General features: G+C 60.7%; 9 protein-coding genes and 1 tRNA gene. 4 read left to right on the top strand and 6 right to left on the bottom strand.

All coding sequences use genetic code 11. From position 1 onward, the window contains the following. Positions 1-708 carry a glutathione S-transferase N-terminal domain-containing protein gene (locus SMD31_RS03145; RefSeq protein ID WP_320499268.1) on the bottom strand — a complete coding sequence of 236 codons (708 nt, stop codon included), beginning with the start codon at positions 706-708 and terminating at the stop codon, positions 1-3. 196 nt (positions 709-904) lie between these two features. Here SMD31_RS03145 and SMD31_RS03150 point away from each other — a divergent pair, with 196 nt between their 5' ends. Then, a complete protein-coding gene (locus SMD31_RS03150; RefSeq protein ID WP_320499269.1) occupies positions 905-1,276 on the top strand; it encodes a YbaN family protein in 372 nt (123 codons plus the stop codon). A 6-nt stretch (positions 1,277-1,282) separates the two neighbouring features. Here SMD31_RS03150 and SMD31_RS03155 read toward each other — a convergent pair whose 3' ends face one another. The 3 genes from SMD31_RS03155 to SMD31_RS03165 all read right to left on the bottom strand — a co-directional run bounded on the left by SMD31_RS03155 (position 1,283) and on the right by SMD31_RS03165 (position 10,099). Further along, positions 1,283-2,074, bottom strand: a complete 792-nt coding sequence (locus tag SMD31_RS03155; protein WP_320499270.1) for a hypothetical protein — start codon at positions 2,072-2,074, stop codon at positions 1,283-1,285. A 143-nt stretch (positions 2,075-2,217) separates the two neighbouring features. Then, complete coding sequence (locus SMD31_RS03160; protein ID WP_320499271.1) at positions 2,218-3,417, bottom strand: patatin-like phospholipase family protein; 1,200 nt, start codon at positions 3,415-3,417, stop codon at positions 2,218-2,220. A gap of 193 nt (positions 3,418-3,610) precedes the next feature. Then, the gene (locus tag SMD31_RS03165) at positions 3,611-10,099 is read right to left on the bottom strand and encodes a hypothetical protein (protein WP_320499272.1); all 6,489 of its coding nucleotides are present in this window, start codon (positions 10,097-10,099) and stop codon (positions 3,611-3,613) included. A 516-nt stretch (positions 10,100-10,615) separates the two neighbouring features. Here SMD31_RS03165 and SMD31_RS03170 point away from each other — a divergent pair. From SMD31_RS03170 to SMD31_RS03180, 3 genes are all read left to right on the top strand, one after another. Beyond that, entirely contained in the window at positions 10,616-11,674 is a 1,059-nt protein-coding gene (locus SMD31_RS03170; protein ID WP_320499273.1) for a catalase family peroxidase, read from the top strand. Beyond that, on the top strand, positions 11,671-12,246 hold the full coding sequence (locus tag SMD31_RS03175) for a cytochrome b (RefSeq protein WP_320499274.1): 576 nt from the start codon (positions 11,671-11,673) through the stop codon (positions 12,244-12,246). The genes SMD31_RS03170 and SMD31_RS03175 overlap by 4 nt, the downstream gene beginning before the upstream one ends. A gap of 318 nt (positions 12,247-12,564) precedes the next feature. Further along, entirely contained in the window at positions 12,565-14,007 is a 1,443-nt protein-coding gene (locus SMD31_RS03180) for a serine/threonine protein kinase (protein ID WP_320499275.1), read from the top strand. Positions 14,008-14,182: 175 nt separating this feature from the next. Here SMD31_RS03180 and SMD31_RS03185 read toward each other — a convergent pair whose 3' ends face one another. Both SMD31_RS03185 and SMD31_RS03190 read right to left on the bottom strand, forming a co-directional pair. Next, positions 14,183-14,563, bottom strand: coding sequence for a Cif family virulence factor (locus SMD31_RS03185; RefSeq protein WP_320499276.1), 381 nt, complete (start codon positions 14,561-14,563; stop codon positions 14,183-14,185). 59 nt (positions 14,564-14,622) lie between these two features. After that, a tRNA-Met gene (locus tag SMD31_RS03190) sits at positions 14,623-14,698 on the bottom strand. Between the last annotated feature and the right edge of the window lie 91 nt (positions 14,699-14,789).

Consider the following 14,789-nt stretch of genomic DNA (forward strand, 5'->3'; position numbering starts at 1 on the left):
TTACGCGGGACGCGCGGGGATGTTGAGCCCGCGCTGAACGGCCGGTCGCGCCAGGCATTTCTCGAGCCAGGCCGGCACGTGCTTCAGCTTGCCATATTCAACCAGATCGCCGGCGCCATAGAAGCCGACCAGATTGCGGACCCAGCCCAGATGGGCAATGTCGGCGATGGTATAGTCGGCGCCCATCATCCAGGGCCGGTCCTTGAGCCGGTCTTCGAGCACGCCGAGCAATCGCTTCGATTCCGCGACATAGCGTTCGAGCGGCCGCTTGTCCTCGAAATCCTTGCCGGCAAATTTATGGAAGAACCCGACCTGGCCGAACATCGGCCCCACCGATGCCATCTGGAAATAGACCCATTGGATGGTGGCCATGCGCTCAATCGGATCGGCCGAGAGGAGCTTGCCGGTCTTTTCCGCCAGGTATTGCAGGATGGCACCGGATTCGAAGAGTCCCAGCGGCCGGCCACCCGGCCCGTTGGGATCGATGATCGCGGGGATCTTGCCGTTGGGATTGAGCGACAGAAATTCCGGCAGCCAGCTCTCATTCTTGGTGATGTCGACCAGATGCGGCTCATAGGGCAGGCCGATCTCCTCCAGCGTGATGGAGACTTTGACGCCATTGGGTGTCGGCAGCGAATAAAGCTGCAGCCGGTCCGGATGCTGGGCGGGCCAGCGCCGGGTGATGGGAAATTGTGAGAGGTCGGTCATAAAACTAAGACTCCATCCGGCATTGCGTTGCTTGGATGCCGCCATATCACCCGGCACCAGGCAAGCCACAAGATTGCAGAGCCTCCATGCATCCGTGCCCATATGATGACACACAGGCTGCAAGGCCAATCTGGTGCGGATGCCGATCCGCCTGCTATAACGGGCGGATCGATCATCGCCAGCGGCCGCATTGCACATGACACGAGCCATCTGGGCGGCCCTCGGCCTTCTTTCCACCGGCGCCGGCATCGCCGGCATTGTTCTGCCGCTGCTGCCGACCACACCCTTCATCCTGCTGGCGGCCTTCTGTTTCGCGCGCTCCTCGCCGCGGCTGGAAGCCTGGATTCTCACCCATCGCACCTTCGGACCGATGATCGAGAACTGGCGGCGCCATGGCAGCGTCGATCGCCGCGCCAAGCGCATGGCGCTGGTCCTGATGGGCATCGCTTTCCTGTTCAGCCTTGCCTTGGCGCTGCCGCTCTGGCTGCTGGCGACTCAAGGGGCGGTTCTGATCGCCGTTGCGGCCTTCCTGCTCACGCGCCCGGACGGCCCGCCACCGGCACCCTGAGGCCGGTCAGATCTTCGGATACTGGCCGAAGAAGATCTTCAAGCGCTGCCAGCGCCGCTTCAGCGCGTGTTCCTTGTCGACGTAATAGGTCAACATGATCGAGCGGCGCTCGCCATCGGCATCCGTGGTCTTTGGCGCCGAATGCCAGCTTTCCTTCTTGCGCACGGCAAAGGCATAGCCGCTGGCCGGCAGGAACTGCATCGCGGTCGGGCGGTCGCTGCCATCCTGTGCCCGCGTGCTGTGAAAGACGGTGCCGAGATGCGATTGCGAATTGTCGCTGGGGATATAGAACTGGACCGTGATCGCCTTGCTGAGCGCATCGGAATGGATGCGGATGTGATAACCGGGGAGGTCTCGCACCAGGATCGGAATGGGATAAAGCGGAACATCCTCGGCCCGCATCTGGAACCGATCCTCAAGGGCGGCGCGGAACTTGCGCTTGAAGGCCAGCTCCAATTCCTTCGACATCAGCGCGGCGGATATCTTGGCCCAGATCAGCCGCTGTGCGCGCGGCAGGCGCCACAACAATTCAGGGTAAAGGTACATCCGCATCCGCGTGCTGCTGCCATCGGCGGTCATGGCGTCGCGGTGGAACAGCGGGTGATACTGCCCGGGCGCTGGCAGATTGGCCAGCAGGTCGCGGTAGAAATCGGCGGGGAAAATGTGATCGAGCCGGATATGGTCGAAGGGCTCCTCGCGCAAGGGTGCTGCGTCGATGACGGCTGGCAGATTCCAATCCGCCCCCGTCCCCGCCACGGCCGGGGCCGCCATCACGCTGTCAATCATCTGCTGCGCCATTGATCTGTCCGCTCAGGCTCTTTTTTGATGGACCACAGCCTAGTCAAAACGGCCCAGCCGGGCAATTGCCAAGTCCCATGGCTGCTGGCCGGGCGCCCGGCATCCCCCTGGCGAAGGTGCTCAGCCGGGCGCGGCACCCGTATCTATGGCGCCGGCGCGCTTGCTGGCGGCGCCACCATTTCCTTGAAGACCCAGGACGGCAAATCGCCCGAATTGGTCGGCGTTGCCTGCCAGGGCTTCTCTTGCATCCCCAGCGCTTCTCCGGCGGCGAAGGCCGCGCGCATCTGCGTTTGATTGAAGGCCAGCACGTCGTTGCCGACATCGACATTGTCCGGAATGCCGACCATGTTGAATTTGTAGCCCAGCACCCGGGTGCCGAAGAAGGACCGCATCAGCGCCGTCTGCATGGACTGCTCCATCATCACGCTGATCGTCGTGGCGGCAATCTCGCCCAGCGCGCGGATCAGCGCCTGGGGCGGCGTCGTGATCTTGCCGTTGTCGATGAGATAGAGATTGCCCGCGCCGTGGAGCGGCGGGTTGGGTCGCGCCTGCCCGCCCATCCCCGGAATGACCAGGTTCGAGCGCGCGGCACCATCGACGAACAGGTGGCCATCGATCTCGACCGGCGGGAACACGATGGGGAACGAGGCGGACGCCAGCAAGACGTCGCGGTAAAGCTCCAACTCGCCCGCCTTCGCGATCATCGTCATGTTCCAGACCCAGGTCTGCCCATAATCGATATTGGTCGTGCCGACGACCAGCAAGCGGTTGTCATCATAGGCGGCGGCCACGCGCTTCAATGTGTCCGCCGTGATGTATTTGGCGATCATCGCGCGCAAGGGCCCCGTGTCCTTCAAGGAATCCGCCGACAGTAGGCTCAACAGGCCGCGATCGGTATAGATGTCGGCATCGGTGACCTGGGTGTACATCTTCTCCAGCGTCGCATCGTCTTCCGGCGTGCCGAGAAAGGCATGGGTCGCCAGCAGCGCGCCCGTGCTGACCCCGCCCACAAGATCGAATTGCGGACGATCGCCATGCTGGCGCCAGCCTTTCAGAAAGCCGGCGCCAAAGGCACCATTCTGCCCGCCGCCGGAAAGCGAGAGCATGTTGAGCGCGTGCCCGCGCTTGCGCTCCAGATAGCGAATGACGTTGTCGCCGGGCACCGACGCCACCGACGTATAGAGGCTCGACAGCTTGCCGGGATTGAGCGGCTCGGTGCCATTGGGCAGCGTCGCATATTGCGGCGCGTGGAGAGAAAGCGTCCGGTGCGGCGGCGATGCGCAGGCCCCCAGCAGCGACAGCGCGACGAGTGCCGGCAACAACCCCACGCTTCTCAGTCCCATTGGTCCCCCCTGGCTCAATTGGATGGACCCACGATAACAGAAAAGCGCGCCAGGGAAGCCCCCAACTCCTCAGGCATGCCGGTGTCAGCCCAGGTGTCAGCGCTGCGGCGCGCCGGTTCCAAATGCCTTTCGTTTCAATCCCTTAAATCTGATGGTCGGTCCACTTCCGGAATAGATTCGCATCCACCCCACATCAAAAGAAGACCAGGTCGGCAGCGGTGACGACGCTATCGTTGACGGTCGCCAACGTGACGAAGCTGTTGCCGCCGCCATTGCTGTCGAACTTGATGAGGGTATCGGTGCCGGAGACCTCTAGCTCAAGGAATCCGTCAGCGAAGGGATCAGCGGCGTTGACGCCGAAATCGATGAACAGATCGAACAGGTCGATCTTGTCCTTGCCGCTTTCAAAGTCGCTGATGACATCGCCGCCAAGGGTAGCAAGCTCGGACGTATTCGAGATCCGATAGAGAAAAAGGTCGTTTCCAGCGCCGCCCGCCAGCGTATCGCCGCCCTGGCCGCCGTCGATGACGTCATTGCCATCGCCGCCAAAGAGATTGTCCGCGCCCAAATTGCCGAGCAGCGTGTCCGCCCCCTTGCCCCCGAACAGCGTGCTGATTCCTTGGTTGCCAATGAGCACATTGTCGAGGTCGTTGCCGGTACCGACGAGAGTGCCGGCGCCGCGCAGATCAAGGTTCTCGACATTCAAGCCGTTGGTCGAGAGATCGACATTGAACTGGCCGATGACCGTGTCGATCCCCTGATTGACCAGTTCCACAACCGTGTCGCCGGCATCGCTCATCACGAAAATGTCGTTGCCCAATCCGCCGGTCATCGTATCGGCGCCGCTGCCGCCATCCAATGTATCGTCGCCGGCCCCGCCGATCAGCGTATCGCTGCCGATGCCACCATCCAAGGTGTCATTGCCGGCGGCGCCATCCAGCTTGTCATTCCCGTTTGTGCCCTCGATATCGTTATTGAGCGCATTGCCCGTGGCGGTCGCCCCAACGACGGCGGCGTCGAAGGACAGATTCTCCAGTTCGGCACCCAAGGTGAACGTCGAGAGCGTGGTGACGACGGCGTCCGCGACACCCTCGCCCGCCTTCTCGGTGATCTTGTCACCGATACTGTCGACAAAATAAGTGTCATCGCCCTTGCCGCCGATCAGGATGTCGTTGCCAATACCGCCATCCAAAGTGTCATCCCCCGACCCACCGTCCAGCGTGTCATTGCCCTTGCCGCCGGAAAGCACGTTGCCGCCCAGATCGCCGGTGATGACATTGTTGAGATCGTTGCCGGTCCCATTGAGGCCGCTGCCGACGAGAACCAGGTTCTCCACATTGGCGCCATTCGCCAACAGGTTGAACGTCACTCCGCTGCGGATCGTGTCGGTACCTTCACCCGTGAGTTCGATCACCACATCGCCGGCATTGTCGACCTGGTACGTATCGTTGCCGAGACCGCCGGTCATCTTGTCGCCCTCGGCGCCACCGTCCATCACGTCGTTGCCATCGTCGCCGACCAGCACATCATTGCCGCCATTGCCAAACAGCTGGTCGTTCCCTTTGCCACCCGACAAGGCATTATTGACGCCATTGCCCTGGATCAGATTGTTGAGGTCGTTGCCGATAGCGATGATGGCGCTGTTGCCGCCGAGAATCAGTTCCTCGACATTGGCGCCCTTGGCCGAGAGATCGAAATTGATGTCGGTCGTCACGCGATCGGTGCCTTGATTGGCCAGTTCCACGACCGTGTCGCCGACATTCTCGACAAAGTAGACGTCATTGCCGAGACCGCCGGCGAGTGTATCGGCGCCGACCGCACCCTCCAGCTGGTCGTCGCCGTCACCACCGTTCAGAATGTCGTTGCCGGCGTCACCAAGGAGGAAATCGTTGCCGGCACCGCCGTTTAGTGTGTCCGCGCCGGCCTTGCCGAACATGGTGTCGTTGCCGACACCGCCATTCAGGATGTCGTCGTTGTCGCCACCGTCGAGAATGTCGTCACCAGCATCGCCGTTGAGGGTGTCGGCGCCGGCAAGACCTTCCAGAAAATCATTGCCGGCAGCGCCGCTGAGGAGGTCGTTTCCGCCAGCCCCCTTTATCCGGTTTTCGAGCGCATTGCCGATCCCGGTCGCGTTGCTGACAGTGGCGTCAAACGTCAAATTTTCTACATTGGCACCGAGCGTGATTGTCGAGAGCGTGGTGATAACGATATCGGCCGCACCCTCGCCGGCCAGTTCCGTGACCTTGTCCGTCAGGCTGTCCACGATATAGGTATCGTTGCCATTGCCGCCGACCAGGATGTCGTTGCCGAGGCCGCCATCGAGCCGGTCGTTGCCGAGGCCGCCATTCAACGTGTCATTACCCTTGCCACCGGTCAGTTCATTGGCGCCGTCGGTCCCCGTGATGACATTGTCGAGATCATTGCCGACGCCATTGAGATCGCCGGTACCAAGCAGGACCAGGTTCTCGACATTGGCGCCAGTCGTCGACAGATTGAAGTTCACTTTGCTGCGAACGATGTCGATGCCTTCGCCCGCCAGTTCGGTGACGACGTCCCCGGCATTGTCCACGTCATAGGTATCGTTGCCAAGGCCGCCGATAAGTGTATCGGCCCCCGACTTCCCATCGAGCTGGTCGTTGCCCTTGCCGCCGGAGAGGATGTTGCTGCCGCTGCCGCCGATGATGACATTGTTGAGATCGTTGCCGCTGCCATTCAAATTGAGATTGGTGCTCAGCTCCAATTCCTCGATATTGGCCCCGCTGGCCGCAAGATCAAAGGCGACATTGCTCACCACCCGGTCGATGCCTTGATTGGCCAGCTCAATCACGGTGTCGCTGACATCACGGACAAAAAAGAGGTCGTTGCCCGCACCACCGCTCAGCACGTCGACGCCGGCCCCGCCATCCAGCCGGTCGTTGCCGTCGCCGCCATTCAGAATGTCGTCGTCACTGTTGCCGGTCAGCTCGTCGTCGCCGGCATCGCCGTTGAGGGTGTTGTCGCCTGCATCGCCGAACAGGAAGTCGTTGCCGGCACCGCCGTTCAGGACGTCATTGTCGTTGCCACCGAACAGGTTGTCGTTTCCGCTGCCGCCGTTCAGGATGTCTTCACCGTCGCCGCCGAGCAGAGCATCGTTGCCATCATCTCCGTTGAGGCGGTCGGCGCCGGCGAAGCCTTCGATTACGTCAACACCGCCGCCGCCGCTCAGGACATCGTTGCCGCCGGCACCGTCAATCTCATTGTTCAGCGTATTGCCGATGCCAGTCGCAAAAGCGGTGCCGGTATCGAAGGTCAGATTCTCGACATTGGCGCCCAGGGTGAAATTCGCCAGCGTGGTGATGACGGTGTCTTCGTTGCCCTCGTTTGCCCCTTCGGTGATCTTGTCTGTCGCACTGTCGACAAAATAGGTATCGTTGCCGTTCCCGCCGATCAGGGTATCGTTGCCGGTGCCACCATCCAAGCTGTCATCGCCAAGGCCACCGTTCAGCGTGTCATTGCCCTTGCCGCCGGCAAGCTGGTTCGCGCCATCGTTGCCGGTGATCACATTGTCGAGGTCATTGCCGGTGCCGTTGAGATTGCCGGTGTTGAGGAGAACGAGATTTTCGACATTGGCGCCATTCGCGAGGAGATTGAAGGACAGCGTGGTCCGGATAATGTCGACACCTTCACCCAGCAGCTCGGTGACCACATCCCCGCCATTGTCCACCTCATAGATATCGTTGCCGAGGCCACCGGTCATTTTGTCGGCATCGAACTCACCGTTCAGAAGATCATTGCCCTCGCCGCCCAGCAGCGTATCGGCCCCGTCATCGCCGAACAGCTGATCGTTGCCCTTGCCGCCGGACAGCGTGTTTTTGCCTTCGTTCGCCCTGATCACATTGCCCAGATCGTTGCCGGTCGCATCGATGTCGCCGACGCCGGCCTGGACCAGGTTTTCAACATTGAGAGCCGTCGCCATGCTGAATGTCACGCTGGCTTCGATGGAGTCGGTGCCTTGGCCGGCCAGCTCGGTGATGATGTCGGTCGAGCTGTCGACGTGATAAACGTCGTTGCCGAGGCCGCCGATCATCGTATCAATGCCGCCGCCATTATTTGAATTGAATTCGTCATCGCCGGCACCGCCGGTCATCTTGTCATTGCCATCGCCGCCATTGAGGGCGTCATTGCCGTTGCCGCCGTCGATCACGTCGTTGCCGTCGCCGCCTTCCAGCTGGTCATCGCCCTCACCGCCAAAGAGCAAATCGTTCCCCTTGCCGCCCTCAAGCCGGTCGTTGCCGCCATCGCCGTTCAGCGTATCGTCGCCATCCTCCCCATCGAGCTGATCGGCGCGGTCGCCACCACTCAGCACATTCTTGCCGCTGTTGCCGACCAGAATGTTCTCAAGCGCGTTACCGATACCGTTGATATCGCCCACCCCGGCCAGTTCGAGCGCATCGATATTGGCGCCGAGCGTGAAGGTGACCGTCGACTGGACCCGATCGAAACCTTCATCGGCGGCCTCGGTGATCTTGTCGGTGACACTGTCGACGATATAGGCATCGTCGCCCTTGCCGCCGATCATCGTGTCATTGCCGAGGCCACCGTCCAGACTGTCATTGCCGAGGCCGCCATTCAGCGTATCGTTGCCCTTGCCGCCGGCAAGCTGATTGATGCCCTCATTGCCGGTGATCACATTGTCGAGGTCGTTGCCGGTCCCGTCGATGTCGTCACTGCCAAGGAGACTAAGCACCTCGACATTGGCGCCATTCGCCAAGAGGCTGAAACTCAGCCGCGCCCGAACGGTATCGGTCCCTTCGCCCAGCAATTCGGTGACGGCGTCGCCGGCATCATCGACTTCGTAGATATCGTTGCCGACCCCGCCGCTCATCTGATCGGCGCCAAACCCGCCGTCCAGCAGATCATTGCCTTCACCGCCCAGCAGCGTATCGGTCCCGGAATTGCCGAACAGTAGGTCGCTTCCCTTGCCGCCCGAAACGGTGTTGTTCGCATCATTGCCGTTGATGAAATTGGCAAGATCATTGCCGACGGCATCGGTGTCGGCGCTGCCGCCGAGGTTCAAATTCTCGACATTGGCAAGCGTGGCGAGGCTGAACGACACGGCGGATTCGATGAGATCGGTGCCTTGGCCGGCCAGTTCGACAATGGTGTCGCTTGCATCCTGGACGGAATAGAAATCATTGCCGAGGCCGCCGGTCAGCGTGTCGATGCCGTTGCCGCCGTTGAGCTCGTCATTGCCGGCGCCGCCGGTGATCTTGTCATTTCCCTCGCCGCCATTGAGGAGGTCGTCGCCATTGCCGCCATCCATGACGTCATTGTCATCGCCGCCGTCGATCTGGTCGTTGCCATCGCCGCCGGCCAGCAGATCATTCCCGCTGTCGCCATTGATCACGTCATCGCCGGCGTCACCGTTGAGCGTGTCGTCGCCGGCCAGGCCGTTCAAGACATCGATGGCAGCACCACCGCTCAGCACATTCTTGCCGCTATTGCCAATGAGGAAATTCTCAAATGCATTGCCGACGCCGTTTATGTCCGCAGCGCCAGTGAGTTCCAGGACTTCGACATTGGCGGCCAGTGTATAGGTGACGCTCGACCTGACCGTGTCGAAGCCTTCATTGCCGGCTTCGGTTATCTTGTCGGCGATGCTGTCGACGATATAGGTATCGTCGCCCTTGCCGCCGATCAGCGTGTCGTTGCCCTTGCCGCCATCGAGCTCGTTCCGGCCACCGTTCCCGGTGATCGTGTTATTGAGGTCGTTGCCGGTGCCATCCAAGTCGTCGGCACCCAGCAAGGTCAGGTTCTCGACATTTGCGCCCTGCGCCAGCAGGCTGAAATCCAGTTTGCTGCGGACCGTGTCGATACCTTCATTCGTCAGTTCCGTGATGACGTCCCCGGCATTCTCGATCTCATAGGTATCGTTGCCAAGACCGCCGCTCATCTTGTCGGCCTCGGTGCCGCCATCCAGCAGGTCGTCGCCATCGCCACCCGTCAGCGTGTCCGCGCCGTTCAGGCCGAACAACTGGTCATTGCCCTTGCCGCCGGACAAGGCATTGAGCCCGGCATTGCCCGTGATGAGATTGCCGAGATCGTTGCCGGTGCCGGCCAAATTGGCACTGCCGCTGAGCACCAAATTCTCGACATTGAGGCCGTTCGTCGCAAGGTCGAAGCTGAACGCGGTGGAGATCGTATCGATGCCCTGATTGGCCAGCTCCACCACGATGTCGCCGGGATCTTCCACGGTATAGCCATCGTTGCCGAGGCCGCCCTTCATCTGATCGTTGCCGGCGCCACCGGTCAAAGCATCGTCACCTGCCCCGCCGATGAGAATGTCATTGCCGTTTGCGCCAAAGATCGTGTCGTTGCCGGCGCCGCCATCAAGCGTGTTGTCGCCGAGATTGCCGATCATGGCATTGTCCAGCGCATTGCCGGTGCCGTTGATATTGCCGCCACCATGCAACGACAAGGCCTCGACATTGGCGGCGAGCGCCGCGATGGTGACCGACGCCAGGATGCGATCATTGCCCTGATTGACCGCTTCGGTAACGACGTCACCGGGATTGTCGACGAAGTAGAAATCGTTGCCCTTGCCGCCGCTGAGCTTGTCGGCACCCGTCAGGCCATTGAGAATGTCTTCGGAATCGGTGCCGGTCAGAACGTCGTTTCCAGCGGATCCGGTGAATTCGGTCATCTCGGTCGTCTCCTGACGGGGGGGCGTTTGGCGGCCCCTGGTTTCGCTGGCTCGATGCCGGCAACACCGCATTTGCGCATCGAAAGGCAGGGTCTGCTGTGAAGCGGTTCACAGCCCCAGGCCGCCTCCGGCAATAATATCGTATGGTGTGCAAGGTGGATTCACCCCGCAAAATCAACGCGGCACCCAGATTTTCGTGGGTCTCAGGCTGCCGCCGCCGACCTTCGGCAAAATGGCGCGTCCCGTCGTTTCCCTTAGGTGAGGCGGCTCAATGCCGGCAGCCTCGGTGGGGGGTGCCGGGGCAGGCTGGCCTCCATGCCCTGGCCGCGCTAGCGCCCCGCAGATCGGCCGGAAAGGCCGGCATGCCGCCGCCAATGACAGCGGAATGACCACCGTCCTCGAAGGGGCGATTTGGGCAAACGCGAAATCTGCGGGGCCCGGCTTTTTCTGTTCGGATGACGCGGGCGATATGCGACTATCCTCGACCACGCGCCCGCCGCAATCCGAGGTTCAGATATGGCCCAGCAATCGCCAGGCTCCCCTTTCGTTTCCCTGGCCGTCATCACCGGCGTCATCGCCATTATCGTCGGCGCCTTCGCCTATACCGGTGGCTGGCTCTCGCCCGACCGCCTCAGTGGCGCAAAGCTGGTCGAGGCCCTCACCCCACCGACCGGTCCGGCACTCGGCCACCGGCGCAACCATGCCAAGGGCATCTGCTTCACCGGCCAGTTTGAGGCGAATGGCAACGGCACCGCGCTCTCGAAAGCCCAGGTTTTCACAGCGGGGCAATATCCCGTCATCGGCCGCTTCAATTTCAGCACGCCCGATCCCAACGCCTCCGACGCCACCTCGCGTGTGCGCGGGCTCGGCCTCCAGATCTCGACGCCCAATGGCGATGTGTGGCGCTCGGCCATGATCGATCCGCCGATCTTCCCGGTGGCGACACCGGACGCCTTCTATGCGCTGCTGCAGGCATCGGGCGACAAGAATCCCGACGCCATGAAGAACTTCGCCGCCGCCCATCCCGAGATCGCCGCCTTCGGCGCCTGGGCCGGCTCTGCCCCCTGGATCGACTCTTATGCCGGCGACACCTTCAACGGCCTCAACGCCTTCCTGTTCGTCGATGCCTCGGGCGGCAAGCATGCGGTGCGCTGGTCATTGAAACCCCAAGCCGAGGCCAAGGCCTTGAGCGCCGAGGAATTCGCCAAGCTCGGCCCCAACCATCTGGCGGAAGAGATCACCGCGCGCGTGGCGGCCGCCCCGCAACGCTGGACCATGGTGGTGACGGTGGCCGACCCCAGCGATCCCACGGCCGATCCGAGCAAGGCGTGGCCGGCGGAGCGCCAATCGGTCGAACTCGGCACGCTCACGGTCGACAAGATCCAGGCGGAAGCCGACGGCCCCTGCCGCGATATCAATTTCGACCCGACCATCCTGCCCACCGGCATCACCGTCTCCGACGACCCCTTCCCGGCGGCGCGCTCGGCGGCTTACGCCAAGTCCTTCGCGTTGCGCATGTCGGAGGAGAAGAACTATCCGCGCGGCGACGCGAGCCAGGAGGGCACCCAGCCATGAGCAACCCCACAAGCCCCGTCAACGGCACTGGTTTCAACGGCCCGCGTTTCACCGGTCCCCGCTTCAACAGCCTGCAGCGCCTGCTGCATTGGCTGATGGCGATCGCCATCATCGCCATGCTGTTCATCGGCGTCGGCATGCTCTCGACCATCGCACCCACCTATGTGTCGCTGGTTGCGACACATAAGACTCTGGGGATCGCCATCCTGATCCTCGCTGTGCTGCGCATCGTCGTGCGCGTGCGCTCCGGCACACCGCCGCTGCCCCGTGACCTCCCCGAACCGATGCGCCTCGCCGCCAAGCTCTCGCACTACGCGCTCTATGCCCTGATGATCGCGATGCCGCTTCTGGGCTGGGGCATGGTCTCGGCCGGCGGCTATCCGGTGAAGCTGCTCTGGGGCATCCAACTCCCCGCCATCGCCCCAGCGAGCGCCAGTCTCTTCACACTGCTCCACAGCGCGCATGTAACACTTGCCTTCGCCTTCTTCGCCCTCATCCTCCTCCACATCGCCGCCGGCCTCTTCCACGCCCTGGTGCGGAAAGATGGGGTGTTCGAGAGCATGGCGCGGTAAGCAAGACCGCTTGGTTGGATTGAGCGGTTCGATTGCATTGGGAAGCGCTGAATATTGCGGCGCATGCAAGGGCGATTACGATGCCGCTACGATACGCTGGCTGCCGAGAACGAGAATGCGGAATTGGCCGGAAGCAATCTCACGTTCCTCAGTCTCATTTGTCTTGGCTCTGTTGGATCGATTCACAATAGCAGAAAAGCAGGCCCCACAGATTCCGCAATGGCATCTCATATTTTGACTATCAGCTTTTAGGAGAGCTATCTTGCGCGCGGCCCGTTGTTATAAGTCGTAGCTTGCCGGCTCCATTGAGGAGAGATAGTGAAGATCGTTGAAGGACAAATTGTAGGTCTGTGGAGTGTCGCCGAACAAATCGGCAAAGGCGGCAACGGTACTGTATGGAAAGTTAAAGACGCAAGCGGCCGCATCGGCGCAATGAAGACGCTTCATCCTTGGATCTCTCAAAGGAAAGAAGCTTGTCTTCGCTTCTATGACGAAGCTAAGACGATGCTTGAATGCCAAGATATTCTCGGCGTCCTCCCTTTGCTTGACTCCAATTTCAGCAGCCCTGCCGACCGCAATGGCTGGTTAGTCTCCGCTCTGGCCACTCCGCTCGACAGGGCCGATGAAAAGCCATCTAATTTAACACAAACTGTTCAGCTATGCTTGCAACTGGCCACGACACTTTGCCAGATGCATGATCGAGGATATTCACATAGAGATATCAAGCCTGCTAACATTCTATGGTTCAAGGATCGCTGGTTTATTGGTGATTTCGGATTAGCCGATTTCGAAAACAAGCAATCCTCAACCAAAGCCGGCGAAAAGCTCGGGCCCGCCCACTATATTGCACCCGAGATGTTGAATGACTCTCTCAACGCCAATGGCAAGTCCGCTGATGTGTATTCACTGGGAAAGTTGCTTTGGCGATTGGCAACGGGTCAAAAATATCCGCTGCCCGGCACACATACTCGCGACACTCCGGCTCTAACAATATCGGCCTATCTGGCTGGTGCGCCGTCGCTGGGCATCGACGGCCTTCTTGAATCAATGACGCTTTTGACCCCAAGCGCGCGCCCAACAATGCACCAAGTGAGAGACGCTCTTGCCTTATGGCTGGAGCCCACCCCTCCAGCAACGACCATAACAGACTTGCGACCGCTAAGACGGCAGATTGTTTCGCTGACTGAAACATACGAATCCACAATATCAAGGCGCCAGCAACTTCAACACAAAGCCGAGACGGAAAGAGATCGCGTACTCGGCGCGTTTGTCGACACAATCGCGGAGTTGAAGCAGGAACTTGAGCATGCACAGCTAGGCGGTGTATTGATGTCTAGCCTCGCAAACAGCGGCGGGAACGGCCATTTCTATCACGCCATCACAGGCAACGAACATGTTGGCCGCCTCGATCGAACATGGTTGTTTCAGCTCGAAGTTGGCGCTTGCATGAATGGCGGGACAAAGAAGGCAAGGCTACGGAGCGGGGTTAATATAGGAATATCGAATGTCCGAGATGAGAAGGATACGCTATTTGATATTCATGCGCCGGTATTGATCGCGGCTGGCCACATTGTAAGCACCGAAGAGCTTCTCAGCGGAACCTGGAAGTATCAACACAAATTGACTTGGGGAGAGGTTGGGAGTTTCAATTTTGCCCACCCGTCTGAAATGAGAATGATCTCGACGCTTTCTACAGGTTTAAAGGTCAATCTGCGAGCCGCTGTTGAGGAAATGATTCAGCTATATTCGGCACTATCTTGACGACAGATGCGACTTGTCACGTCAAAGCACTACTCACCTGCTCGTCCGGCCGCTTTGCGTCAGACATGATTGATGCTTGCTGAGCATTCGTGAAAGGCACTTGCGCGTTACAATAGAAGACTTGGGCGTGCACCAACCGGCCTGTTTCACGCATTCGCGCGTAAAGAAGGCGCGTTTAAGAGCATCGCGCGGTAGGTGTCACTTCACCGCATAGCGGTAGATTACTCATAGCCAGCTGCCATCGCGCCGGAGACGGGCGACTTCGGTGGTGACGTCGCCATCGCAGGCGCGTCGAGGTCATGGCGAGATCCCTGCAAATCAGCGCCGGCCGCTGTTCGCCCATCGCGAACTTTCGCCCGTCGGCGGCGATCTCGACATGGAAAGTGCGAATGGCCCCGCGGCGGCGGATGAATTTGCCATCGCCGCAATCGATCACCGCATCTGCCTCGAACAGCGCCGTCATGCTCTCGACATCTCCCGCATGCTGCCGCGCTACCAGCGGCCATTCCAATTCTTGCGGATCATAGACAGGCGCGTGGGCCGAATATTCCGTCATGACGACACTCCGGCTTCTATCCCGCAACTGAGCGGGCCAATTTATGAAACCTGGAGGAATGGTGGGCCCGGAGGGACTCGAACCCCCGACAACACCGTTATGAGCGGCGCGTTCTAACCGCTGAACTACGGGCCCCCAAAAGGCGCGCGGGACGGCGCCTTCTCCCCTGCTCGTCATGCCCCGGCTTGGCCGGGGCATCCACGAGTTACCTTACTTCAGTCGCCGA

The organism is Dongia rigui, assembly GCF_034044635.1.
Classification (GTDB): domain Bacteria; phylum Pseudomonadota; class Alphaproteobacteria; order Dongiales; family Dongiaceae; genus Dongia; species Dongia rigui.

Coding starts and splice junctions, on each gene's coding strand:
- SMD31_RS03145 (WP_320499268.1), bottom strand. CDS start 708: ATGACCGACCTCTCACAATTTCCCATCACCCGGCGCTGGCCCGCCCAG.
- SMD31_RS03150 (WP_320499269.1), top strand. CDS start 905: ATGACACGAGCCATCTGGGCGGCCCTCGGCCTTCTTTCCACCGGCGCC.
- SMD31_RS03155 (WP_320499270.1), bottom strand. CDS start 2,074: ATGGCGCAGCAGATGATTGACAGCGTGATGGCGGCCCCGGCCGTGGCG.
- SMD31_RS03160 (WP_320499271.1), bottom strand. CDS start 3,417: ATGGGACTGAGAAGCGTGGGGTTGTTGCCGGCACTCGTCGCGCTGTCG.
- SMD31_RS03165 (WP_320499272.1), bottom strand. CDS start 10,099: ATGACCGAATTCACCGGATCCGCTGGAAACGACGTTCTGACCGGCACC.
- SMD31_RS03170 (WP_320499273.1), top strand. CDS start 10,616: ATGGCCCAGCAATCGCCAGGCTCCCCTTTCGTTTCCCTGGCCGTCATC.
- SMD31_RS03175 (WP_320499274.1), top strand. CDS start 11,671: ATGAGCAACCCCACAAGCCCCGTCAACGGCACTGGTTTCAACGGCCCG.
- SMD31_RS03185 (WP_320499276.1), bottom strand. CDS start 14,563: ATGACGGAATATTCGGCCCACGCGCCTGTCTATGATCCGCAAGAATTG.